The organism is uncultured Tessaracoccus sp., assembly GCF_947286155.1.
Lineage (GTDB): Bacteria > Actinomycetota > Actinomycetes > Propionibacteriales > Propionibacteriaceae > Arachnia.
In genome coordinates this window covers 49,556-74,881 of the sequence record NZ_CAMYPD010000008.1, presented here as the reverse complement: position 1 = coordinate 74,881, position 25,326 = coordinate 49,556, and the positions used below count along the sequence as shown (strand labels likewise).

Sequence of the window (25,326 nt, the reverse complement as noted above, 5' to 3'; positions counted from 1 at the left end):
CCTCTACGTCTCGTGGGCTCGGAGATGTGTATAAGAGACAGTGTCTACACTGCCCAGGAAATCATCAACCGACTACGATCCGAGATCGAACGGGGGAAGCCCCTGTTCGTACCAAACTGCGGCTCGGGGCTGACCGCGAAGCTGCAAGAGATGGGTGGCTCGGACATGATTGTCGTGTCCGGCACGAGTTATTGGCGTTTGCGCGGCCAGGGCTCCCTCGCCGCACTCATGCCCAACTCGGACATCAACCAGATCATCTTCGACCTTGCTCCTGAAATCACGGCGAATGTGGAGACGGCCCCACTCCTTTCGCTCTCCGGCGCCTTCAATCCACTCCTTCCGCACAAGGACCACCTACGTAGGCTCCGCGACGCCGGCATCTCCGGCATCAACCCATTCATGATCAAGATCTACGGCGACGCCACAGTCGCACAGATGGACAAAATCGGTATTGGTTGGAAGCGCGAGGTCGAGTTCGTTGAGGCGGCCGTCGAGGAGGACATGTTCGCCCTTGCCTATGCCTTCAACCCAGACGAAGCACGCCAGATGGCGGAAGCTGGTGCACACGCGATTGCGACCCACTTTGGTTCCACGGTGGGCGGCATACGTGGTGCCTCATCCAGCGTCACGCTCGATGAGGCCACCGAGAAGAGCCAGGAGATGTTCGATGCAGCTCTTGCGGTGAACCCGGAGATCATCCTGTTCGCTCACGGGGGGCCCATTGAGGGGCCGAGGGAGGCGGCACATGTTATTCGCCATACCTCAGCGCACGGCTTTATCGGCGGTTCCGCAGCGGAGCGGGTGCCGATCGAAAAAGCCATCGTCGCCGCCACCCAAGAGTACAAGTCCGCTCTCGACCACAACTAAAGACCACGAAAAGCAAGGGAGTGCATAAATGAACGAGAAGAAGAAGCCGGTCATACTCTGTACCGGCATGTGTGACACCAAGGGGAACGAGATTCAGTTCCTCGCCCAACAGGTGGAGGCGTTCGGCGGGGAAGCAGTCATCGTTGACCTCTCGCTCGGCTCACCATCACCGGATTGGGCGGACATCCCGAATGACACGGTTCTTGCTCATGCCGGAATCGAGCAAGCGTCCGACGTCTTTACCTCGCCACGTGCCGAAGCGATTCAGGCGATGGTAACCGCTGGGTCGAAGTATGTGCTGGAGCTTTACGAGACGGGTCGATGCGACGGGATCATCACCTGGGCTGGGTCGGTGGGTGCGACCGTGGTGTCGGGCGTGATGCGCGCGCTCCCCTTCGGAGTTCCGAAAATTCTGCTGACCGACATGGCCTCCGCGGATGTTTCCATGTGGCTCGGAAACAAGGACATTTTCATCGCATCGCCGACAGCGGAACAGGGAATCAACAAAGTCACTCACAGGATTGTCAGCAACGCCTGCGCCGCCGTCGTCGCCATGGGAGGAGTCCAGGAGGACGACAGTCTCACAAAGCCCCTCGCTGCCGTAACATCGTACGGGACTACCACCCCCACGCAGATGCGCATCACGGAGTTTTTCAATGAGAAGGGTTGGGACTGCGCTACCTTCCATGCAGTCGGCGTGGGCGCCACGATGGAAGATCTCATTCGGTCCGGAGACATCACCGCAGTTGTCGACATGACACCAGGCGAATTGACGAACAACATGTATAACTCGTTCTACGGGACCCCGAAGACCTGGCTAGGAGACCGGCTGACCGCCGCATCCGACATCGGCATCCCACAGGTTGTTGCGCCCGGCGGTCTCGACCAGAGCGCCTACAACGGGATGGCTCAGTTCGACCCGAAGTACCTCGAGGACTTCAAGACAGGGAAGCGCCGCGGCTTCCATGGTTCTGACATGCCGTATGTCCACAATGAAGGCGTCACCATCATGGTGCCTACGCTCGAGGAGATCACCGAACTCAGCGAATACATTGCCGAGCGGCTCAACAAGACAGTGGGGCCCACCGCGTTCGTGATTCCGATGCGCGGCTGGTCCGCCTACGACCAGTCCGAGCAATTGGCATCCCGCGAACGTGGCTGGGCGAAGGGAAACGGCGACGGCCCCGTATGGGAACCGGACGAGAAATACCCCGAATGGTCGCGCCGTGCAACACGCATGTTCCGCGACCTCAACCGGCTGCTCGACCATTCCAAGGTCGATCTCATCGCTACGGACCACCACATTCTCGACGAAGGGTTCGCTGATCTCCTCAACACCATCATTTGGGACATGATCGCAGGTGAATGGAAGATCGGACAGTACCGCGCCTCTGACGCTGTCCTCACCGAGGACCAGATCGCCGAGTAGCCCACTCGGTTAGCGCAGGCGGTGGGGGCTTATCCCAGAGCCCCCACCGCCACCCCAACAGCACATCATCCCTACCCTCGTGCGCCGTTTTTCGGGCGAGATCCCATCTAATCAGAGAGATTGAATCCCCATGTCCCATTCCGTGCCCGCCGAGGGCAGCATCGGCGAACAGCCGCAAAAACAACGACAAATCGACATTAGGTCTGCCCTCTACTGGGCGATCAGCATCGGCGTTCCAGGCATCCTCTATCTCATGTTACCGGTTGGTGGCGGGATGACAGAGGAGATCCGCCGGTTCCTCGCTCTGACACTCTTCGCACTCATCGCGTGGGCGCTCAGCATCGTGCCTGTCTATGTCTCGGGTACTGCGCTAACTATCCTCTATGTACTCACGTCCACGGCATCACCGGAGATAGTGTTCAGCCCGTGGGCGACCATGGTCCCCTGGATAAGCCTTGGTGGCCTCACGATCTCAGTAGTCTTCGAGAAGACAGGCCTGCTCTCCCGGATCGCATTCTGGTTCATCTCCGTGACCGGCGGTTCCTACCGCGGGATCGTGATCGGACTGACGGCCTCAGGCGCCCTGGTCGGACTGCTCGTGCCGTCGATGACGGGCCGCGTGGTTCTCTACGCGGCGCTTTCCCTGGGGATTATTCGTGCACTCAAGCTTCGTCCCAACTCGAATGAGGCGGCGGGCATCATGTTCGGAGGATTCATGGCCTCCATCGCCTGCGCGTGGTTGTTCATGTCCGCGAATGACAACGTCCTCATAATCAACTCTTTCCTCGTTGACGCTGGGCAAGGCATCTCGTGGCTGCGCTACGTGGTTGTCATGTTCATCCCGGCGGCGCTCTTCACCGTCGTACTTGTGGCGGCAACGCTCGTTCTCTTCCGAGGACGCCTCGAGGTGGAAGGGAAAGCAGAGTTCCAGCGAAAGCTGGCCGACCTTGGGAAAATTAAACCCAAGGAGATCAAATTTCTGATGGTCCTCGGCGCGCTTGTCCTCGCACTCGTATTCACGGATGTCGCGGCCGGATGGCTCTTCATGGCAGCTGTTGTGGCGTGCTTCATTCCAGGCATAGGCATTGCCACCGAGAATGACCTCAAAGAGGTCAATTACATGATGGTGTTCTTCGTAGCGCAGACCATGTCGATCGGAGCGGTGGCAACCCACCTCGGGCTCCCGCAGCTCGTGACGAATGCGATGCTCCCCATGCTTGGGGGGGCGAACAACTATGTTTTCCTCCTCCTCGTCATGGCATTCGCGATCATCGTCAACTTTCTCATGACCCCGCTGGCAGGCATCACCGCCTTCGGAGTAACAATCATTGAATTGGCCAACGCATTGGGCCTCAGCACTCCAGGCGCCGCCCTCTCCTTCGTCTGGGGGGTTGAACAGATCATCCTTCCCTACGAGTGGGTCATGTTCCTGATCCTATTCAGTTACAACATGTTCGACATGAAGAAAGCTATTGCCTGGTCGGCCATGCGCATGGCTGTCGCTGCTGCGTCGATGGCAGCCATAATCCTCCCCTACTGGATGCTGATCGGCTTCATCTGATAGCCGGACGGTGCGAACAATAACGAAAGGAAGATGGCTTGTGACAATGTCAACGAGTCCACCAGCCGAGCAGAAGCGGATGAACGTCCTGTTGATCATCTGCGATCAGTTGCGACGTGATCACCTTGGATACGTCGGCGATCCAATCGTCAGCACGCCGAACATCGACGAGCTGGCCAAGAAAGGGACCGACTTTACAAAGACGTACACTTGTGTGCCTACGTGTGCGCCCAACCGTGCGTCCCTCTTCACAGCGAGAATGCCTTCGGCACATGGACTGCGTGTCAATGGGATGAGCCTGCGGTGGGACACCCCCACCGTGACCAAGGCTCTTACTGAGGCGGGCTACGAAACCCATCTCGTGGGTAAGTCGCACCTCCAGCCCTACGGCATCGGCCCCGGGGACAAGGTTCTCGAGACGGGCACAGGCGAGTTTTTCCCAGACACCGGCAAAGATGGTGAGGACTACACGAAGGAGTTCGCGGCACGGAGCAGGGAGGAGAAGGTCGACTACAGCGACTATTACGGCTGGGGCGGGGCCGATATGACGCTCCAGCACGGTGACTTCGTCCAGGGCCACTACTACTGGTGGCTGAAAGAGAAGGGCGTCGATTGGGCAGACGTAGCGGGAGTGCAACACGCAGAAGAAGTCTCTCCGGACTGGCCAAGCACAGTGTACAAACCGGCCGTGCCGGTCGAGCTGTACCCGACCACGTTCGTGAAGGAAAAGACGATCGAGGCCCTCCAGAAGTTCGCCGACGGAGACAGGCCGTTCTTCCTTACCTGCTCGTTCCCGGACCCACACCATCCATTCACTCCTCCGGGCAAGTACTGGAACCGGTATGAACCCGCGGACATGCCGCTCCCTGCCACATTCGACGACCCCGTTGAGAACGCACCTCCGCACATTCGATCGATGAAGGCGGCGAAGGGCGATCACCGCGATCCGTATCTCGGTTTCGCGCCCAGTGAGGCCCAATACCGCGCCGCTATGGCAGCACAGTACGGGCAGATCGAGATGATTGACGATGCAGTCGGAGAGATCCTCGAGTCAGTGCGCGATCTGGGCCTTGCCGACGACACTGCAGTCATCTTCACGTCCGACCACGGGGACATGTTCGGTGACCACGGACTCATGCTCAAGCACTGCATGCACTACGACGCGATGATACGTGTTCCGCTGGTGGTGATGGTGCCTGGCCGCGACAACACAGTGAACAACGGCTATGCGATGACGATGGACATCGGTGCGACCGTACTGGAGTTGGCAGGACTTGGAACGATCACGGGCCAGCAGGGTATCTCGCTGCTGAGTGGAGTGGGTGATCCGAACACCACCGTTCGTGACAGCGCCTACATCGAGGAGGAGCTGCCCTACCGGATGGACGGCCTGGAGGCGCCGATTCGCATGCGAACCGTCGTAACCAGTCGGGGTCGGATGACGCTCTACGGGAACGAAGAGTTCGGTGAACTATTCGATCTCATCGCGGACCCAGACGAGCTTAACAACCTCTGGGGGCAGCCGGGTAGCGCGGAGCTTTACGCCGAGATGATGTCAGCGCTCGCTCGCAATGCAATCGCGTTCGACTCTGACAGTGACGTGCCAAGGTATCTCGGCTAGCGCGTGGGTCCGCCCCGGTCAGAGATCCGGGCGGACCCAACCATCCCCAGTGCATCCGAGGAGACACAATGTTCACTAACAACAGAGGACAGGCAACTCGTCCCTTCACCGTGGTGGCAAAACCGACAGGTGCAGCGTGCAATCTCGATTGCAGCTATTGCTTCTTCCTGTCTAAGGAGACCCTCTGGGACTCAAGTCAGCAACGCATGACTTCGGAGGCATTAACCATTTATCTCACACGGTTCCTCGAAGCGCAGCCCGACGGGCTCGTATCGCTGTGCTGGCAGGGAGGGGAACCCACCCTTCGCGGACTGGGATTCTTCCGGGAAGTTGCCAGACTGGCGAACGAGCTCAAGCGCCCCACCCAAACTGTCCAGCAGACATTCCAAACCAACGGAACCTTGCTGGACGACCAGTGGGGTGAGTTCCTCGCCGAGGAGAATGCGTTGGTGGGCATCAGCATCGATGGACCCGATTGGCTTCACGACGACTATCGAGTGAACAAGGCTGGACGCGGCACCCACGCCCAAGTGGTGCGTGGATGGGAAGTCCTTCAGAGACATGGTGTTGACGCCAACATCCTCTGCACCGTCAACTCTAGAAACGCAGAGCACCCACAGACGGTGTATCGGTACTTCCGCGACGATCTGGGGGCCCGTCACCTCCAGTTCATTCCAATAGTGGAACGCGTTGCCGGTGGTGAGGAGGAAGTGGCAGAGGCCGGCTGGAAGGCTACGGACGGGAACTATGTGCTGTATCGCCAAAACGGCACTGGCGTAAGCTCACGGACGGTCGCACCTGAACAGTACGGAGAGTTTCTGGTCACGATCTTCGATGAGTGGGTGCTATGCGATGTGGGTACCGTCTTTGTGCAAGACTTCGACGTCATGCTCGGGGCCGTCTTTGGTCACTACTCCATGTGTGTCCAGGCACCCGAGTGCGGAACTGCGATCGCAATGGAACACAACGGGGATATCTACTCATGCGACCACTACGTCGAACCGGGCTACAGGCTCGGGAACATTGGCGAGATGAGTTTCCCAGAGGCGTTAGAACTTCCGGCACAGCGCGAGTTCGGACGCAGTAAGCGGACTGCTCTACCTACCCAGTGCCTCCAGTGCCCCGTGCGCTGGGCATGCCACGGTGGCTGCCCCAAAGATCGTTTCACGATGACCACGGCAGGCGAGCCCGGCCTGAACTTCCTATGTTCCGGCTACTTTCGATTCTTCACTCACGCAACTCCCACGGTGCTAGCAATGGCCAACCTCCTGGCCAAGGGTAGGCCCGCCTCCGATATCATGGGGAACCCGGTTCCATGATCTCGACTCTCCTGCGCAGTCTCATGTTGGTTGGGACGATCGGATTCGGGGGCGGTAGTGCCTTGATCCCGATAATCGAGCGCGAGCTTGTTGACCGCCGAAAACTGCTCCGTGAGACCCAGTACGCCCGGCATACGATCGTTGCCAACATCACCCCCGGTGCGCTCCCTGTCAAGCTTGCAGCCAGTGCTGGTGTCACCGTCGGGGGCCCCATCGTGGCGGTACTTGCCGCATTCGTGGTAGCGCTTCCCGGGGTAGTGGGGACTCTTGCTCTCATTGCTCTGTCGGACTTCCTCGGCCCGAATGCCGTCCACGTTGTAAGTTCTGCCTCCGTCGGAATCACCATCTTCATCGTGGTCCTACTGCTTGGCTACATCATGAAAGTGCACGCGAACGCTGGGAATGAACTACTCCTATTCGTCGTGATCACCGCCGTAGCCGCGATCCTCACCGGATCCGGGCCGATCCTGCGCGTCCTGGCCAGTGCCATCGGTCACGACATGACATGGAAACCTCCACAGATCGATGCGGTCACCCTCATCCTCGGTTCCCTCGTACTCATCGCCCTCTTCTCGGCGATTCGCGCCCGGGGGCGGGACCCCATCTCGCCCATTCCGGAGCCCACCCCGACCTCCGCCCTCCAACCAGCTCTCAGGGCATGCGTCGCGTTCGTTGTAGTGACTCTGGTCGGGGTCGCCACTTTCGCGATGCTCAACCCGAACGGCCTCCGGATCGGCGCTCTGATCGCCCTGTCCTCGATCACATCCTTCGGCGGAGGGGAAGCGTACATCGCGGTCGCCGACGGTTACTTCGTGCAACCTGGCTACGTCGACGCGGGTACATTCTACACCCAACTCGTCCCGATCGCCAACGCACTCCCCGGCCCGATCCTTGTGAAGGTCGCCGCAGGGATCGGATACCTGACGGGGGCAAGCACCGGGCCTGCCGCCTCCTGGCTCCTAGCTCTTGCTGCCACCATCGTCTCAGCGGGTGCGTGCTGCGCCCTGGCGATGCCCGTACTCGGCGCTTATGTGACGATGCGACGCAACCCCATTGTCGTCGGTATCGGCCGATACATCCTTCCCGTAATATGCGGTCTTTTGGTGTCTGTATCCGCCACCATGCTCGAGGTCTCCACCGAAGTGGGTCGAAGGGCCGGGATAGCACCACCCGTCATGCTAATCGTGGCTGTTGTCGCTATCGCAGTGATGACGTGCTTACACCTGAGGAAAGTCGTACCGGATCTCGTGATGCTCCTTACCGCGGGAGCGGTCTCCCTTCTCATTATCGAACTACTTAGCAGAACCTAGAAGATGAAACTCAATTCGACGAAAGGATGAACCATGAAGCTCGCATTCGGATGCGACCCCAATGCTTTCCGCATGAAGGAGGCTCTCATCGCGGAAGCGGAGAAGCTCGGTCACGAGGTGGTCGACTATCCCTCGGACGACCCGATCTACGCGAACGTCGCGATGGCGGTTGCCATTGATGTGGCCGCAGGGAAAGCCGACCGTGGGATTCTCGTGTGCGGTACCGGCATCGGTGTCTCGATCGCCGCGAACAAGGTCAAGGGCGCCTACTGCGCGTGCGTGGCAGACGTCTACCAGGCGCAGCGCGCCTCCCTCAGCAACAACGCGAACATCTTGGCGATGGGTGAGCAGGTGGTGGGCATCGAGACCGCCAAGGTCTACCTGCGCGAGTACCTGTCCGGCACCTTTGATCCGGAGGGCCGCTCCGGCCCGAAGGTGGGCCGCATCACCGAGTACGAGAACACCGGCTGCTGACCGGATCGATGGTTCGACACCATCCTGCTCCTATCGAGTCCCTAGCAGTCTGTGCAACCTCGTGGCAGTGAGTCAGAGCGCGAGCAGGATCGAAGTACATCTTCGAACTCAGGGCGACAATGTGGGCCCAGCGCATCCCCGCTCTGGTGGAACCCTAGCCCGGTGGCCAAGCAGTATTGCTAGCAGATGACATCTGTGAGGTATAGCGCCTTCGTGCGGTCGAGGTCCGCTCGGCCCATCATCAAGCCAGCCTCGGTATTCAGTAACGGGAGCTCATCCTGAAGTCGATCAACATATTCGGACGGCGTTATACCGAACCACATTGCACCGATCGCTGTTCCCACACGATCGAAACGCCACAGTCGGTCGGCGTCCTTGACCAACGCGTCCTCCAATGATCGCGGCTCTGCACGGGTGTCGTGCCCTTCGATGATGCCAGTGACCTCTTCTATGAACTCCTGTCCGTATCCTCCCCGCGGGAGAACCTCGCGGGCGATAGTGCAACTCTCCAACTCGTGCTGGTACCGGATGGCTGACTGCATACCACCCTGACTGAATGCTTCGGAGAGAATCCGATCCTGGTCCACACGCGCCCAGCCCGTGTCGTGGAGGAGAATCGCCACTCTGACCACCTCGTCATCGGCTTCCGGATACGCGGCGCAGAGGCGCTCGGCGTAGGCCATACAGATGGGTATGTGGACGTCATTCATTCGCGCACGGAGCTCGGGGGTCACCGCGCGCCACAACCAGTCCAAATCGTGGCGAACGGGACTCACCACGGCAATAGGAGTAGCGTCAATCGGACCGGTCGCTGGAATGGGAAAGTCTCCGGGCAGCTCGTTGATCATCGTCTTATTATCGCACGGGTTCATAAACTGGGCCAGAGAGTATATGGAGGCCGCCCGCTCTCGCGGCTCGCCCCGTTCTCGTCGCGGACTGGCGTGAGCGCGAGAATCCCACAGCGAGCAGGTTGCACGCATCAACAGCGGCGTCGATAACGTCATGACCAACTACACTTAGGTGGCAGATTTGCGCCCAAACATGGGCCAGAATCTGCCACCTAAGAGGTGCGGGGTTCGACACGCCTGCTGCGCGGGCTACTCAACCGCCGGGGTGGTGGAGGCTCGATGATTGAGCTGCTGTCGGCCCTTCTCGGTGATTGAGTAGCGGGCGTAGCCCGCGTATCGAAATCCCGAGACGCGGCGCCGGGTCACGCGCCGATCGGTGGGTTGGTGAACCGTGAGTAGTGGCCCTGGAAGAGGGCGTCGATGCGGCCGGTCTCGCCGTTGCGGTGTTTGAGCACGTGGAAGAACGCCTGGCCGCGTTCCTCGTCGGTGGGGTTCTGTGTGTACAGCTCTGGGCGGTGCAGCATGATGACGATGTCGGCGTCCTGCTCGAGCGAGCCGGATTCGCGCAGATCGGACAGCTGCGGCACCCCGTCTTTACGCTGCTCCGTGTTTCGCGACAGCTGAGACAGTGCGATGACGGGGATCTCGAGCTCCTTCGCGAGCAGCTTGATCTGGCGCGAAAACTCCGAGACTTCGAGCTGGCGCGACTCCACCTTCTTGCCCGACGTCATGAGCTGGATGTAGTCGACGACGATGAGCTGCAGATCGTTGCGCTGTTTGAGCCGACGAGCCTTCGCGCGGATTTCCATCATCGTCAGGTTGGGGGAGTCGTCGATGAAGAATGGCTTGTCAGACAGCATGACGCCCTTGTCAGTGACGCGCTGCCAATCGTTTTCGTCCATCTTGCTGGAGCCGCGGAGTCGGCCGAGATGCACCGACGCCTCGGCGGAGAGCACCTTCATCACGATCTCCGTGCGGCTCATTTCGAGCGAGAAGAACGCCGTCGTGAGGTTGTTGTGGATGGCGGCCGCGCGGCACACGTCGAGTGCGAACGTGGATTTACCGACGCCGGGGCGCGCGGCGACGATCACCATCTGGCCTGGGTGGAGGCCGTTGGTGAGCCGGTCGAGCTCGACGAAGCCCGTCGGGACTCCGGAGAGGGAATCGCTGGAGGACTGGATGTCTTCGAGCTCATCGAAGGTGGGCTCCATGAGTTCGGCGAGGCTGCGGTAGTCCTCGGACGCGCGCCGGTCGGTGACCTCGTAGAGGGTCTGCTGCGCCTCGTCGACGATGTCGTCCACCTCACCTTGGCCGCGGTATCCGAGTTGCGCGATGCGCATGGACGCTTCCACCAAGCGACGAAGAATGGCCTTGTCGCGAACAATTTCGGCGTAGTAGATGGCATTGGCGGCGATGGAGACGGAGGCGAGGAGGTCGTGCAGGTACACCGGCCCACCGATCTTCTGCAGCTCGCCCATCTTGCCGAGTTCGCCTGCGACGGTGACCGTATCTGCGGGCTCGCCTCGGCCAAACAGGTTGACGACCGCGTCGAAGATGATCTCGTGATTGGGACGGTAGAAGTCGCCGCCGCGCACCACCTCGACCACGTCGGCGATCGCGTCCTTGCTCATCAGCATGGCGCCCAGCACGCTCTGCTCCGCCTCCAAATCCTGCGGCGGATTCTGGCCGTAGACGTCTTCCGACACCGCTGCCTCCTCATCTCCTTGCCTCAGGGTAGGCCACGCCGTGAAACCACGCCGCAAGTTGCTGTGCGCAACGTTGGGGAAAATCTGTGGATAACTTGTGGACAAGTTTGATTCCCACGCCTAACACTTGTGGAGAGAAGCATTTCCCGCACGGAAATCCCGTTACACAATCGTTATATACACGGAATCTGCCGACTTCTCCACATCGCACCCCCACGCATGCTCGTAACCTTCTGTCAAATTTCGGGCGTGTCGTCGTAGCGGCTCGGATGCACGTCGCCGAATTGCGTTTATGTCTCTCTGGCAAGGGGTTATGCCGTGTTTCTCGCGGCATGGCAACCCGACGATACTCCTTGCGGTGGCCGGGTGAGCCTGGGCTGTTAACCGTTTGCGACCTGGGGTTTCACTGAAAAATACGGACTTATCCACATTGACTGTGGATAAGTGGCGAGTAGTGCACGGGTTCTCCACGCTCGGCATTGAAATTCATACCCCGCGGGGGTATTGTCGCGGGTGGAGGATACGATGACGACACACGGCTATACCGCGCAGAAGGAACGTTACTTGCGGCGGCTGAAGCTGATCGAGGGCCAGGCGCGCGGCATCGCGCGCATGGTGGATGAAGATCAGTACTGCATCGACATCCTCACGCAGATCTCCGCAGTCCAATCGGCGCTTCAAGCCGTCGCGCTGGGATTGTTGGAAGACCACCTCGGCCACTGCGTCGCCCACGCGATTCAGCACGGCGGGCAGGAAGCCGACGAAAAAATTGCAGAAGCCACCGCGGCAATCCGCCGCATGGCGAAATGAGAAGCGAAGGAACACCCATGGAAACGAAGTACACCGTCACTGGCATGACCTGCCAGAACTGCGTCAACCACGTCACCGAGGAAGTTCAAGGTATCGACGGCGTCAATGGCGTCAGCGTGCAACTCGACGGAGGTCAGATGGTCGTCGCTTCCGACGAGCGGATCCCGTTCGACGCCATCCTCGAGGCCGTCCAGGAAGCGGGCGACTACACGGTAGTCGAGGCCTGAGCGAGCCTGTTACCGGCGTCTCCTCGGACCGCTGGTTGAGTAGCCCGCGCAGCGGGCGTATCGAACCCCCCCCTGCACTGCGTCTCGATACGGGCCTTCGGCCCTACTCGACGGTCGGGTGGGGCGGCCGCCGGCGCTACTCAACCACCGGGCCCACTGAAGCAGAAACGAAGGAACTCTTGATTACGCAGCTGGATATTCAAGGCATGACGTGCGCGTCGTGCGCCGCCCGGATTGAGAAGAAGCTCAACAAGGTCGACGGCGTGCAAGCGGCGGTGAATTACGCGACGGAGCGGGCCACCGTCGAAGCTCCCGACGACGTCACGCTGGAGCAGCTCATCGGCGTCGTGGAGAAAGCCGGATACGGCGCGACGGTGCCGCAGCCGGATGCGCCTGCCCAGGACGAGGCCGACGCGCTGCGCCCCCGGATGCTGCTGGCCATGGCGCTGGCGGTGCCGGTGATCGTCGTATCCATGGTTCCCGCGCTGCAATTCCCAGCCTGGCAGTGGGTGGCGATGGTGCTCTCCACCATCGTCGTGTTCTGGTGCGGACGCGGCTTCCACAAGGCCACCTGGACGAATCTCCGGCACGGCTCCACCACTATGGACACGCTCGTCACCGTGGGCACGCTCACGGCGATGGCGTGGTCGTACTTCACCATGTTCTTCGGCCATGCCGGCCACATCGGTGTGGTGCACCGCTTCGAGTTCGCCCTGACCCGCCAGGACGCGATGGGGTTCGTCTACTTCGAAGCGGCGGTGGCGATCATCGCGTTCCTGCTCTTCGGAAGGTTCATCGAAGCCAAGGCCAAACGCGAGTCTGGCAAGGCCATGCGCGCGCTGCTCGAAGTGGGCGCCAAGCGGGCGAGGCGGCTCGCAGACGGTGTCGAGCAGGATATCGACGTGCGGCTGTTGCGCGTCGGTGACGAGTTCGTCGTGCGCCCTGGTGAGAAGATCGCCGCCGACGGTGTGGTCACCGACGGGCGCTCCGCCGTCGACCAATCCATCCTGACCGGCGAGTCGCTCCCCGTCGAAGTTGAGCCGGGCAGCGGCGTCGTCGGGGGAGCGGTGAACACCACCGGGCGCCTCGTCGTGCGCGCCACGGCGGTGGGTGAAGACTCGCAGCTCGCGCACATGGCGCGTCTCGTCGAGCAGGCGCAGGCGGGCAAGGCCAAGGTGCAGCGGCTGGCGGACAAGGTCACCGAAATCTTCGTGCCCGCCGTGATTGCCGTCGCGGTCGTCGCCTTCGTCGCGCATCTCCTCCTCGGTTCCGGCTTCACCGTCGCGCTGTCTGCGGGCATCGCGGTGCTCATCATCGCCTGCCCGTGCGCGCTTGGGCTGGCCACGCCGTCGGCGCTCATGGTGGGCACCGGTCGCGGCGCGGAGCTGGGCGTGGTGATCCGCGGCCCGCAGGTGCTGGAGCAGGCGCGCAACGTGCGCACCATCTGCCTCGATAAGACCGGCACACTGACCACCGGCGCCATGTCGGTGAGCAGCGTGGAGCCCGTCGACAGCGTCTCGCCCGAGGAGTTACTGCGCGCGGTGGCTACCGTCGAATCCGCCTCCGAACACCCGATCGCCCGTGCGCTGATGGCGGAGGCGACGGGCGAACTCACCGACTTCGAGAACCTCCCCGGTCGAGGCGTGCGTGGATTCGTCGACGGCGTGGAGACCTGGGCGGGAAGCGCGGCGCTGCTCGCGGAACTCGGGCTCGCCACGCCTGAGCGCGCGTCCAACGCCGTCGGCTCCGAGGTGTGGGTGGCCGAGCGGGAACGAGTGCTGGGGCGCATCGTCGTCGCCGACACCGTGAAGCCCGACGCCGCCGACGTCGTCGCCGAACTCCGACAGCTCGGGCTCACGCCGGTGCTACTCACTGGCGACAACGAGGCATCCGCGCAGGCGGTGGCGAGGGCCGTCGGCATCGACGAGGTCCGCGCCGGCGTCACGCCAGAGGGCAAGGTGGAGGCCGTGAAGGAGTTCCAGCGCTCCGGGCAACAGGTGGCCATGGTGGGCGACGGTGTGAACGACGCCGCCGCGCTCGCGCAGGCAGACCTCGGCATCGCGATGGGTTCGGGCACCGACGCGGCCATCGCCGCCGGCGACATTACCCTCATGCGCCACGACCTGCGGGCCGCCGTCGACGCGATCCGGCTCTCTCGCGCCACGCTGCGCAAGATCCGCTCCAACCTGGTGTGGGCGTTTGGGTACAACACCGCCGCGATTCCGCTGGCCGCGTTCGGTTTCCTCACCCCGATGATCGCCGGGGCGGCCATGGCGTTCAGCTCCGTGTTCGTGGTGCTGAACTCCCTCACGCTCAAGTTTTTCCACAGAACCTGAGCGTTTCTCAGAAAACATTTTGGTTTCTCTCAGTGAGGCCGTACCATGTTCTCGTCTCAAGCATGAGTATCCGAAACTATTGAGAGTGCACCGAATGAAGAAGAAGATTCTGATCCCCGTGGTCTCCGGCGTCACCGCCCTCGCGCTCGTGGGCGGCGTCGCAGCAGCTACGGCGTTTCGCACCTACGACGTGACGCTCACCGTCGACGGCCAACCCCAGGCCGTCGAAGCGAAGGCAGGCACCGTCGCAGATGTGCTGGAAGCGCAGGGTCTCAAGGTCGGCGCTCACGACGTCGTACTGCCCTCGCCGGACACGAAGGTCACCGACGGGCTCGCCGTCGCGGTGAACTACGGTCGCCCATTCGAGGTGAGCGTCGACGGGAAGACCCGCAAGGTGTGGACCACCGCGCGCTCGGTGGAGGAAGCGCTCGGCTACCTCGACCTCGACGAGAAAGACTCGCTCGTCTCCACGTCGCGCTCCGCAGCCATCGGTCGCGAAGGGCTGAGCGTCGACGTCATCACGGCGAAGGATGTGAAGCTCGTCTCGGCAGGCAAGGAGACCCCGGTGCGTCTGGCAGGCACCGTCGAGGATGTGCTCACGAATGCCGGCATCGAGCCTGACGGCGACGACATCGTCAAGCCCGCGCTGACCGCCGCTCTCGCCGACGGGATGACCATCCAGTTCACCGACGTTGAGGTGAAGTCGTCGACGAAGGACGTCAAGGTGCCGTTCGAGAAGACGAAGAAGAAGTCCGACAAACTCCCGAAGGGTGAAGAGAAGGTCACCACGAAGGGCGTCGATGGGCTCAAGCGTGAGACCTACCGCGACGTGTACCACGACGGCAAGAAGGTGTCGTCGAAGAAGCATTCGGAGAAGGTGCTGAAGAACGCCGTCGACGAGGTCACCACCGTCGGCACGAAGGAAGCACCTGCGCCGAGTGCTGCCAGCAAGAGCGACAACAAGTCCGATAGCAAGGGCAACACCAAGTCCGGCGGCAAGAACAACAATGGCGGTGGCGAGAACCTCACGCCGGCGGTCGGCAACCAGTGCAAGGCGTCGTACTACTGGGACCCGCAGCCCACGGCCAGCGGCGAGCGGTTCAACACCCACGACTTCACTGCAGCGCACAAGTCGCTGCCCTTCGGCACCCGCGTGAAGGTGACGAACAAGGCTAACGGGCGCTCCACCGTGGTGCGCATCAACGATCGCGGCCCCTACATCGCCGGACGCTGCCTCGACCTCTCCACCGCAGCCATGAAGGCCATCGGTGGCGTCAAGTCCGGCGTGGTCACCGTCACGTGGCAGGTTGTAGGCTGACGCTGCGCCCTCCATGCGCGAGTGAGAGTCACGATGAAGAAGAGCCAAATCCTGATCCCGACCGCCGCCGCTGCCACGGCGCTGGCGCTCGTCGGAGGTATGGCTGCGGCGTCCTCGTCGCAGCAGCGCGACGTCACCCTGCGCGTCGACGGCCAGGCCAAGGTGCTCGCGACGAGCGAAGCCACCGTCGGCGACGTGCTGGCCGCCGAGGGCATCACGCTCGGCGCCCACGACGCCGTGCTGCCCACCGAGGACGCGCGTGTGACTGACGGGCTTGCCATCGACGTTCGTTACGGGCGCCCGCTCACGCTCACCCTCGACGGTGAGAGCCGCAAGATTTGGACTACGGCGCGCTCAGTGGAGGAAGCGCTGGGTTTCCTGCGCCTGGACGAGCCGGACTCGGCGGTGTCGGTGTCGCGGTCTGCCGCGATTGGACGCGACGGGTTGAGCGTCGACGTCGTGACGGCGAAGGACGTGACGCTGGTCTCGGCAGGCAAGGAGACTCCAGTGCGGTTCGCCGGGACGGTGGAAGAACTCCTCGCCAGTAAGGGCATCACCCCCGATGACGACGACATCCTCAGCCAGCCTGCGGCAGACCTCCTGACCGACGGGATGCGCGTCGAATTCACCGACGTTGAGGTGAAGTCGTCGACGAAGGACGTCACGGTGCCGTTCGAGAAGACGAAGAAGAAGTCCGACGAGCTCCTGCAAGGTGAGGAGAAGGTCACCACCGAGGGCGTCGACGGGCTCAAGCGTGAGACGTACCGCGACGTGTATCACGACGGCAAGAAGGTGTCGTCGAAGAAGCATTCTGAGGAAGTGGTGAAGCAGCCTGTTACGCAGGTCACCACCGTCGGCACCAAGAAACCCTCACCTGCAACCACCCCTACGCCAACACCCGATCCCAAGACGCCTACCGCCAAGCCCGACGATCTCCTCGCCACCACCGGGAAGCGCACCGGTACGAAGTACGACTGGATGCGCGCGGCTGGAATCCCGGAAAGCCAGTGGCAGTACGTCGACTACATCGTCTCCAAGGAATCCAGCTGGAACCCGAACGCCAAGAACCCCTCGAGCGGGGCGTGCGGACTCGCGCAGGCCTACCCCTGCTCCAAGCTGGGGCCCAACTGGAATGACCCCGTCGTCGCACTGCGCTGGCAGTACAACTACGTCAATAAGCGCTACGGCGGGTACGCCGGCGCGTACAAGTTCTGGCGCGCTAATCGCTGGTACTGAGCGCGTGCAGCCAGCGTTCGCGCCAGATGCGAAGATGGGTGCATGACCTCATCGTTCGACTCCGCCCAGCAGCGCGCTCGCGAACTGCGCGAGACCATCGAGCAACACCGCAACGCCTACTACGTCCGCGACGCCCCCAGCGTCTCTGACGCCGAGTATGACGCGCTCGTGCACGAGCTCGAAGCGCTCGAACGCGAATTCCCCGAGCTCGTTACCCAGGATTCCCCCACGCAGACGGTGGGTGGCGCCGTCGGGCGTGGGTTCCCGCCGCTGAAGCATGCCGAGAAGATGTTGTCACTCGACAACGTCTTTTCCACCGACGAGCTCACCTCCTGGCTGCAGAAAGCGGCGGCAAGCACCGATGGGGCAGCGCGGTGGTTGTGTGAGCTGAAGATCGACGGGTTGGCGCTCAGCCTGCGCTACGAGCACGGTGAGCTTGTCAGCGCGGCCACTCGCGGCGACGGCGTGACCGGCGAGGACGTCACCGTGAACGTGCGGCGTATCCCCGGCATCCCGAAGAGGCTGGCGGGCGGGCCGCATCCGGACATCGTCGAGGTGCGCGGCGAGGTGTATCTGCGCAAGCAGGCCTTCGAGGACCTGAACGGCGTGCTCGAAGAGCTGCGCGACGAAGTGGTCGAGCAGATGTGCGGGCGCCCGAACTTCCAGGAAGACAAGGCGCAGGCCTCTGCGCAGCGACGCTTCCCGCCGCTTGCGAATCCGCGCAACGCGGCGGCGGGTTCGTTGCGCCAACTACTCGACGAGAAATCCGGGCTCGAGCTGCGCGCCGGCGAGGAGCGGCTGCGTCGACTCGAGCTCATCGTGCACGGCATCGGGGCGTGGGAACCCGACGTCGCCTCGCAATCCGAGGTGTACGCGCTGCTGAGCGAGTGGGGCCTGCCGACGAGCCCCCACGTGGCCACGGTGAGTGATCCCGCCGAGGTGGTGGCCTACGTCGAGCAGTACGGGGAGCGGCGCAACTCTCTGGAGCATGAGATCGACGGGGTGGTGGTCAAGGTCGACCAGCTGGCGCTGCGGCGCGGGCTCGGAACGACGTCGAGAGCCCCGCGCTGGGCGATCGCGTACAAGTACCCGCCCGAGCAGGTGCACACGAAGCTGCTGGACATCAAGGTCGGCGTCGGGCGCACCGGGCGCGCCACGCCGTATGCGGTGATGGAGCCGGTCAGGGTGGCGGGCTCGGTCGTGCGCCAGGCGACGCTGCACAACCAAGATGTGGTGCGCGCGAAAGGCGTACTCATCGGGGATACCGTCGTGCTGCGCAAGGCCGGCGACGTGATCCCCGAGGTGCTTGGGCCTGTTGCGGAGCTGCGCGACGGCGACGAGCGCGAGTTCGAGATGCCGAGCGCGTGCCCCGAGTGCGGCGCCGAGCTGCGGCCGATGCGGGAGGGCGACGTCGACCTGCGCTGCCCGAATGCGGAGTCGTGCCCGGCGCAGGTGCGCGGGCGCGTCGAGCACATTGGTTCGCGTAATGCGCTCGACATTGAGGCGTTGGGGGAGGTGACGGCGGCCGCGCTGACCCAGCCGGAGGTGCCGGAGACGCCGCCGCTGGTCACGGAAGCCGAACTGTTCCACTTGCAGCTGGAGCAGTTGGTGCCGATCGAGGTGGTGGTGACCGACGCCGAGACCGGCGAACCCAAGCTCGACGCCGAGGGGAACCCGTCGGTACGGATGCCGTTCCAGAAGAAGGTGAAGGGCGAGGTCCAGCCGAGCGCGCAGGCGGAGAAGTTGCTTGCCGAGCTGGAGAAGGCCAAGACGAAGGAGCTGTGGCGCCAACTGGTGAGCCTCAACATTCGTCACGTTGGGCCGGTGGCGGCGCGCGCGCTGGCCGACTGGTTTGGCTCGCTCGAGGCCATCGAGCAGGCGTCGGCCGACGAGCTCGCCCAGGTGGAAGGTGTGGGCCCGACGATCGCGGCCTCGCTCGTCGACTGGCTTGCCGTCGACTGGCACCAAGACATCATCCGACGGTGGCGCGACGCTGGCGTGCGATTCGCGACGCCCGGTCATCCGGGGCCAGGCGCAGCGGTGGTGAACGACGGTGTGCTCGCTGGGCTGACCGTCGTCGCGACGGGGACGCTCGAGGGTTACACCCGCGAGGGCGCGAAGGAAGCCATCATCGCCGCAGGCGGCAAGGCGGCTGGGTCGGTGTCGAAGAAGACGGACTACGTGGCGGCTGGGCCCGGCGCGGGCTCGAAGCTCGCGAAGGCGGAGGAACTCGGGATTCCCGTCCTCGACGCAGCGCAATTCAAGGTACTCGTGGAGCAGGGGCCGGGCGCGCTGGGGCGCTGACGTAGATCGCTCGACTAACCCGATATCCACACTCGTTTCTTGAGAACGCTGGTTTTTGGCGTTTGTAGCAAACGAATGTGGATATCGGGTTAGTTGCCGCTTGGTTCCCGTACCTCGCGGATGAATATATGGGATCCCCTAGCGGCGGCGAGCGGGATCAGCTACGATGTACAACATCCTATAGGATCTTGTATACGGATCCCTCGACGATGAGGAGCTGAGCGATGACGTTTCTGAAGCATGATTCATCCACGTTTGCCGCGGATGCCGCGCGCGGTTTTGTGCGTGCTCACAGTGATGCCGTGCAGTCGGTGTTTGGTGGGGTGGTGCGTACGACGCGTAGCGCCGAGGATGAAGTAGCTCTGGTGATCGGTGGAGGGTCTGGTCATTACCCGGCATTTGCTGGCCTTGTAGGTCCGGGACTCGCACACGGCGCGGTGCTCGGCAATATCTTCGCTTCGCCTAGCGCCCGGCAGGTGGAAAGCGTCGCCCGTACCGTCGAGCAGGGGCGTGGTGTGTTGCTCAGCTATGGCAACTACGCCGGTGACAAGTTGCAATTCGACGAGGCCAGCGCGGCGCTCGAGGCAACTGGCATCGAGGTCCGTACCGTCCGCGTGACCGATGACATTTCGTCGGCTCCCGAATCGGAGATCGATAAGCGGCGTGGTATTGCCGGCGACCTTGTGGTGTTCAAAGTGGCAGGGGCCGCCGCGGCCGCAGGTAAAGATCTTGATGAAGTGCATCGCCTTGCCGCGCTCGCGAATGACCGCACTCGCTCCGTAGGCGTTGCCTTCACTGGCTGTGTACTTCCCGGTAGTGACGAGCCGTTGTTCTCCGTGCCGCGTGGACGAATGGCCGTTGGGATGGGCATCCATGGCGAGGCTGGATTGGATGAGGTAGATGTTCCTACGCCTGCCGAGCTGGCTGAACTCTTTGTGACGAAATTGCTCGCCGAATCTGTTACTCCCGATCGAGGTTCGCGCCGCGCCGTGGTGATTGTGAATGGTCTTGGCGCGTTCAAGAACGATGAAATGTACGTCCTACTAGGACATGTGATGCAGCAACTCGATGCGGAAAATGTCGAAGTCGCAGACATCAAGGTCGGCGAGTTTTGCACCAGCTTCGAGATGGCTGGTGTGTCGCTCACCTTGTGTTGGGTGGACTCCGAACTTGAAGAGCTTTGGAAAGCAGCGGCGCAGTCGCCTGCGTACTCGGAAGGGTCTGTATCGGAGTCCAAGGAGACCGTGGCCCTTGAGGCAAGCGCTGCCGATGCCGACGAAGCGCTTCCCGACGCCAGTGAGGAATCGCGCCGTGCCGCATCCCGCGTCGCTGAGTTGCTGCAGACCGTGGCGCGCGTCGTCGACGAACATGCCGAGGAGCTTGGGCGGGTTGATGCCATTGCCGGCGACGGAGACCATGGGATTGGAATGCAGCACGGCTCGCATGCAGCGTCGGAGGCCGCTGTAGCGCTCACGGAGCAGGGAGCAGGTGCGGGCACGCTATTGAAGCGAGTTGGCGATGCTTGGCAGGACGGGGCCGGTGGCACATCCGGTGCCCTCTGGGGCGCGATGTTACGAGCCATCGGCGGCGTGCTCGGCGACGATGATACGCCCTCCGTTGAGCAGGTGAAAGAAGGCGTCTCTGCAGCAGCGGAGGCTGTGCAGTCCATGGGTGGCGCGATGCCAGGGGATAAGACGATGGTCGACGCGCTCGCCCCGTTTGCTGAGACTCTGGCGAACACCTCCGATTACGATTTGGCTGCCGCGTGGGGCGAAGCTGCATCGGCTGCAAGAAATGGTGCCGACGCCACCACAGACATGATGCCGGGCCTGGGGCGTGCCCGATCACACGGTGACAAAGCCGTCGGTGTAGCTGACCCAGGCGCACTTTCATTCGCGCTCATCGTCGAAGCCCTGACGGAAGAGCTGAAGCAGGGCTGAGTCACAACAACCAAGAGGAAGGCGGAACTGCGTTGTACACCGCAGATAATTGGCCAATCGCGGCAAAAATGAACTTCGGCAACACGGCAGATGATGGAACGCCCTTAGCGGAAGCGCCTGTCTCTGCTTGGGCAGACCACCTCGAGCAAGTCGTAGGCGCAGGCTTTAAAGCGATAGACCCCATCGACGATTGGATTCTCATCGGAGAACTGCCGGAAGAGCGTTTCGTGGAGCTGAAGAAGCTCATCAAGTCCTTTGACTTGGCGGTGCCAGGTGTCTCCTTTGGCCGACGAAGCCTAGTTGACAGGGAGCACGGCGAGGAACACCTCGCAATGATGCACCGTGCGCTTGACCGCTCGGCTGAGCTTGGGGCCGAAATCCTCAACATCGGTTTCATGCAGCCACTCACAGCGGAGCAGCAGCAAGCGATGTGGTTCTGGCATGCCCAGGGGCATGTCGACGACCCCGCGCTACGTCCCCTCGCAATCGAGCGAGTAAGGGAGTTAGCCGATCATGCCCAGCGCAATGGCATGGAAATCGCATTGGAAATGTATGAAGACACATACATCGGCACGGCTGAGGACGCAGTGGCGTTTGTTAAGGACTGCGGTCACCCAGCGGTGGGAATCAACCCTGATGTAGGGAACCTTGTAAGACTGCATCGCCCAGTGCCCGATTACAAGGATATTTTCGAGGCTGTGCTGCCGTACTCCAACTACTGGCATATCAAGAACTACATTCGAGATGAAGACTCTGCCACGGGAGCTTTTTTCTCTGCGCCGGCGTCTCTAGAAGACGGATGGATTGACTATAGATGGGTTATCCAAAAAGCACTATCGTTAGGGTATCGTGGCGCCTTCCAAGCTGAACATTATGGAGGGGACTGGCTGGGTAATGGGGCTAGAAATGCCCGCTATATCCGTGAGGTCCTTCAGTCTTCACAGGGCCTCTACGCTGAGTCTCAGTAGATTTTGTAATAACGAATTATTTCTGGAGAAATGTATAGGAGCGATGAAATGATTTTCCCTGAAGAGCGGGCTGCCGTCGTCACGGGTGTAGGTGCCCCTTCTGGTATTGGTCGTCGTATTGCTCGACGACTGCTAGAAGATGGATTTGACGTTGCTGTGGGTGATATTCAATTCGACAACGTTGATAGTTTCGTCGAAGAAGTGAGAGGCGAATTCCCCAAACGCAAGATTGTAGGCTTGCACCTCGATGTCGCCGACGAGGCATCGGTGGTCGCCGCTTTTGAAAAGGTTGATACGGAGCTTCCTCAGCTAGTTGCGCTTGTGAACCCTGCAGGTATCGCGTGCCCTGAGACGCTGCTGGATATCTCTGTGGCTGACTTTGACAAGGTCTTTGCAGTGAATTGCCGAGGTACATTCTTGATGATGCGCCACGCCTTCGCCCGTATGAAGCAACATGGTATTGGTAGAATCGTCAACTTCTCTTCTATCACCGCCTTCGATGGTGGAGGGACCTTCTCAAAGGGAATTTACGCGGGAGCAAAGGCTGGAATTATAGGATTGACCCGGGGTGGCGCTCGAGAATTTGGCCCGTCGGGGGTCACAGTTAATGTCATCGCCCCAGGGCCGATTGATACCGAAATTATGGGTGGCAAGCTCACCGATGATCGTAAGGCGACAATGTCTTCGAACATTCCGCTGCAGCGTGTCGGGCAACCTGAGGAGATCGCCTCCGTTTGCTCTTTCCTCGTATCGGAGGACTCCTCGTTTGTAAATGGCACTGTTCTAAACGCCGATGGCGGAAAGCACATGCGTTGAATTCTACGCCCAACTTAGTCAATGACGACGATAAGGGAAATTTATGTCTGCTGCACTATTGATTCTTCACCTGGTGATCGCCATTGCGATCATCCTGGCGGGGATCATCTTTTTCAAGTTGAATGCTGCAGTCGCGATGATTATTGCAACCTTGTATCTCGGTATTGCTACCGGTATGCCAATAATGGATGCTGTATCGACGGCGACTAGCGGCTTTGGAAATATGATGGCTGGAATCGGGTTGCCTATTGGATTTGGTATTATCCTTGGTCAGCTGCTTTCTGATAGCGGTGGAGCTCAGGTCATCGCGGATAAAATCATGTCGGCCTTTCCTGAGCGACGTGCTATGTGGGCCGTAGCCTTGGCGGGATTCGTCCTATCGATCCCTGTGTTTTTCGATGTCACGTTCGTTATCTTGATTCCTATCGGAATCACTATTGCTGCCAAGGTCAATATGAAGATGGCCTATGTGACAGGCTTCCTTACAATTGGTGCGACGACGGCGCATTGTGTCGTCCCGCCTACTCCAAACCCGCTCGCCGCTGCCGATATATTTGGATTCGATTTGGGTGTGATGCTGGGTGTCGGTCTCATCGTAGGTTTGGTCACAGTCATCCTATCGATCCTCGTGTATCAATGGATTCATGATAAATTCAATATTTGGAATGATGAAAAAGATGTAAACCATGCGTCCCAGGTGACTGAAGAGCTTCTCGCGAAGAGGGAGCAGGTCCTCGCGGAAGATAAGCCAAAGCCCCCTCTTTTGCTAGCCTTGGTTCCTATCGTGATCCCAATCATCTGCATCCTTAGTGGGACGGTCGGAAACGCTCTGTTTGAAGAGGCGCCGGTTTGGTCAGCATTCTTGGGTGAAAAAACTATCGCTATGCTTCTCGGAACCCTCGGAGCGTACGCGATTTCTGCGGCCTACATAGGCCGGGACAAACTCGAACAGTCTGCCGGCGAAGGGCTTAAGGCTGCAGGTGTTGTCTTACTGATTACAGGCGCCGGCGGTGCTTTCGCTTCGGTGATTTCTGCTGCGGGCGTTGGTGACAGCATCGTGGCTCTTCTCTCCACAGAGGGAGACACATCGGTGATCGGAGCGATGTTTCTTGCCTTCACTATCGGTATGATTTTCCGAGTCGCGCAGGGCTCAGGAACAGTTGCCGGTATGACGTCCATGACGATCATGGCGACCGTCGCGCCAGCCGTTGGCATTCATCCCGTATGGATTGCTCTCGCTTGCCTATCGGGTGGGAACTCGATCGGTCACGTCAACGACTCTGGGTTCTGGGTAGCAACGAATATGTCCGGCTTGACTGTGACGGGCGGATTGAAAACGTATACCCTTGGGTCCTTCATTTCGGCTGTGCTTATTTTCACGCAAGCCCTCATTGGCGCCCTGGTCATCCCGCTCTAAGACGCAGATTTCTGGTTTGGTGCGTAACCGAGCGGCTGCGCACCAAACGAGAAATCTTACTTTCGATGACGCTCGTGTGTCTCTTTGGCTACGGCTACGAAAGCCTCTGGATCGTGTGCAAAGCGGCCAAGGAACAGACCATCGATGCTCTCTGACAACTCTTGGATAAGACCAGTTCCAGCCGATCCGCCGTAAAGGATTGAGATTCCGGGCATATCCTGGAGTTGATCTCGCATGGCATCACAGACTGCCGAAACATACTCAGGTTCTGCAGGCTTGGCTGCTCCAATGGCCCAGTAGGGTTCGTATGCGAGCCAGATCTCGTTGGGCGTGGCATCGTGAAGGGCACTGCGGATCTGCTCGACGCAAAGCTTGGCAGCGTCGTCAGGGTTGGTTTGCTTGGGTTCTCCGATGCACAGCAGCGGCGTGAGGCCCACTTTCGTCGCCGTGGCGACCTTTTGGGCCACCATTGCGTCGCTCTCCGCGAAAATGGTTCTTCGCTCTGCATGCCCAATCTCGACGACGCGGGCGCCTAACGCGTATAGGTCCGCTCCGGACACCTCACCCGTAAAAGCACCTCGGTCTTCGGGAGCAAGGTTCTGAGCCCCGAGCATCATGCCCGCAGCGGCTATCGGTTCTGCCACTGCAGCCATCGTGAGAAAATCAGGCAGGACTGCGAGCGTTACCTCGTCGGTAAGGCTTTGCTCAGCCCGTACGAGGGAAGTCAGTGCGTTGACGTACTCGAGCGTGCGCTCACGCTCGAAATACATCTTCAGGCTGACCGCAGTGATTGGCTTCCGTGAGCTGTTACGCGACATA

The 25,326-nt window shown here is 61.0% G+C and carries 19 protein-coding genes; 16 read left to right on the top strand and 3 right to left on the bottom strand.

Going from position 1 to position 25,326, the window contains the following annotated elements:
- Nucleotides 1-895 precede the first annotated feature (895 nt).
- The 6 genes from Q0X68_RS03560 to Q0X68_RS03535 all read left to right on the top strand — a co-directional run bounded on the left by Q0X68_RS03560 (nt 896) and on the right by Q0X68_RS03535 (nt 8,581).
- Nucleotides 896-2,296, top strand: a complete 1,401-nt coding sequence (locus Q0X68_RS03560) for a Tm-1-like ATP-binding domain-containing protein (RefSeq protein ID WP_297747667.1) — start codon at nt 896-898, stop codon at nt 2,294-2,296.
- Between the two features lie 130 nt (nt 2,297-2,426).
- The gene (locus tag Q0X68_RS03555; RefSeq protein WP_297747664.1) at nt 2,427-3,857 is read left to right on the top strand and encodes an SLC13 family permease; all 1,431 of its coding nucleotides are present in this window, start codon (nt 2,427-2,429) and stop codon (nt 3,855-3,857) included.
- A 79-nt stretch (nt 3,858-3,936) separates the two neighbouring features.
- A complete protein-coding gene (locus Q0X68_RS03550) occupies nt 3,937-5,478 on the top strand; it encodes a sulfatase-like hydrolase/transferase (protein WP_297747661.1) in 1,542 nt (513 codons plus the stop codon).
- A 68-nt stretch (nt 5,479-5,546) separates the two neighbouring features.
- Complete coding sequence (locus tag Q0X68_RS03545; RefSeq protein ID WP_297747658.1) at nt 5,547-6,797, top strand: anaerobic sulfatase maturase; 1,251 nt, start codon at nt 5,547-5,549, stop codon at nt 6,795-6,797.
- Nucleotides 6,794-8,107, top strand: coding sequence for a chromate transporter (locus Q0X68_RS03540; protein ID WP_297747655.1), 1,314 nt, complete (start codon nt 6,794-6,796; stop codon nt 8,105-8,107). Before Q0X68_RS03545 ends, Q0X68_RS03540 begins: the two co-directional genes overlap by 4 nt.
- A 33-nt stretch (nt 8,108-8,140) precedes the next feature.
- Nucleotides 8,141-8,581, top strand: coding sequence for an RpiB/LacA/LacB family sugar-phosphate isomerase (locus Q0X68_RS03535; protein ID WP_297747653.1), 441 nt, complete (start codon nt 8,141-8,143; stop codon nt 8,579-8,581).
- 179 nt (nt 8,582-8,760) lie between these two features.
- Here the strand turns inward: Q0X68_RS03535 and Q0X68_RS03530 are convergent, their stop codons facing one another.
- Entirely contained in the window at nt 8,761-9,429 is a 669-nt protein-coding gene (locus Q0X68_RS03530) for an HD domain-containing protein (protein WP_297747650.1), read from the bottom strand.
- A gap of 362 nt (nt 9,430-9,791) precedes the next feature.
- Nucleotides 9,792-11,135: a replicative DNA helicase gene (gene dnaB / locus Q0X68_RS03525; protein ID WP_297747646.1), complete on the bottom strand. Its 1,344-nt coding sequence runs from the start codon at nt 11,133-11,135 to the stop codon at nt 9,792-9,794.
- 525 nt (nt 11,136-11,660) lie between these two features.
- Between dnaB and Q0X68_RS03520 the strand changes: the two genes are divergently transcribed.
- From Q0X68_RS03520 to Q0X68_RS03475, 10 genes are all read left to right on the top strand, one after another.
- A complete protein-coding gene (locus tag Q0X68_RS03520; RefSeq protein ID WP_297747643.1) occupies nt 11,661-11,945 on the top strand; it encodes a metal-sensitive transcriptional regulator in 285 nt (94 codons plus the stop codon).
- A 17-nt stretch (nt 11,946-11,962) separates the two neighbouring features.
- Nucleotides 11,963-12,172 carry a heavy-metal-associated domain-containing protein gene (locus Q0X68_RS03515; protein WP_297747640.1) on the top strand — a complete coding sequence of 70 codons (210 nt, stop codon included), beginning with the start codon at nt 11,963-11,965 and terminating at the stop codon, nt 12,170-12,172.
- Nucleotides 12,173-12,351: 179 nt separating this feature from the next.
- Nucleotides 12,352-14,508 carry a cation-translocating P-type ATPase gene (locus Q0X68_RS03510; protein WP_297747637.1) on the top strand — a complete coding sequence of 719 codons (2,157 nt, stop codon included), beginning with the start codon at nt 12,352-12,354 and terminating at the stop codon, nt 14,506-14,508.
- A gap of 94 nt (nt 14,509-14,602) precedes the next feature.
- Nucleotides 14,603-15,826 (top strand): septal ring lytic transglycosylase RlpA family protein, encoded by a 1,224-nt coding sequence (locus Q0X68_RS03505; protein ID WP_297747634.1) that lies wholly within the window; start codon nt 14,603-14,605, stop codon nt 15,824-15,826.
- 33 nt (nt 15,827-15,859) lie between these two features.
- Complete coding sequence (locus Q0X68_RS03500) at nt 15,860-17,062, top strand: ubiquitin-like domain-containing protein (protein ID WP_297747631.1); 1,203 nt, start codon at nt 15,860-15,862, stop codon at nt 17,060-17,062.
- 42 nt (nt 17,063-17,104) lie between these two features.
- Nucleotides 17,105-19,366: an NAD-dependent DNA ligase LigA gene (ligA, locus tag Q0X68_RS03495; RefSeq protein WP_297747628.1), complete on the top strand. Its 2,262-nt coding sequence runs from the start codon at nt 17,105-17,107 to the stop codon at nt 19,364-19,366.
- A gap of 224 nt (nt 19,367-19,590) precedes the next feature.
- Nucleotides 19,591-21,306 carry a dihydroxyacetone kinase family protein gene (locus Q0X68_RS03490; RefSeq protein ID WP_297747625.1) on the top strand — a complete coding sequence of 572 codons (1,716 nt, stop codon included), beginning with the start codon at nt 19,591-19,593 and terminating at the stop codon, nt 21,304-21,306.
- 32 nt (nt 21,307-21,338) lie between these two features.
- Nucleotides 21,339-22,274, top strand: coding sequence for a sugar phosphate isomerase/epimerase (locus tag Q0X68_RS03485; protein ID WP_297747622.1), 936 nt, complete (start codon nt 21,339-21,341; stop codon nt 22,272-22,274).
- A gap of 48 nt (nt 22,275-22,322) precedes the next feature.
- Complete coding sequence (locus Q0X68_RS03480) at nt 22,323-23,090, top strand: SDR family NAD(P)-dependent oxidoreductase (RefSeq protein WP_297747620.1); 768 nt, start codon at nt 22,323-22,325, stop codon at nt 23,088-23,090.
- Nucleotides 23,091-23,133: 43 nt separating this feature from the next.
- Nucleotides 23,134-24,507, top strand: a complete 1,374-nt coding sequence (locus Q0X68_RS03475) for a GntP family permease (protein ID WP_297747617.1) — start codon at nt 23,134-23,136, stop codon at nt 24,505-24,507.
- A gap of 56 nt (nt 24,508-24,563) precedes the next feature.
- Here Q0X68_RS03475 and Q0X68_RS03470 read toward each other — a convergent pair whose 3' ends face one another.
- Nucleotides 24,564-25,325, bottom strand: a complete 762-nt coding sequence (locus Q0X68_RS03470) for a triose-phosphate isomerase family protein (protein ID WP_297747614.1) — start codon at nt 25,323-25,325, stop codon at nt 24,564-24,566.
- Nucleotide 25,326: the final 1 nt, after the last annotated feature.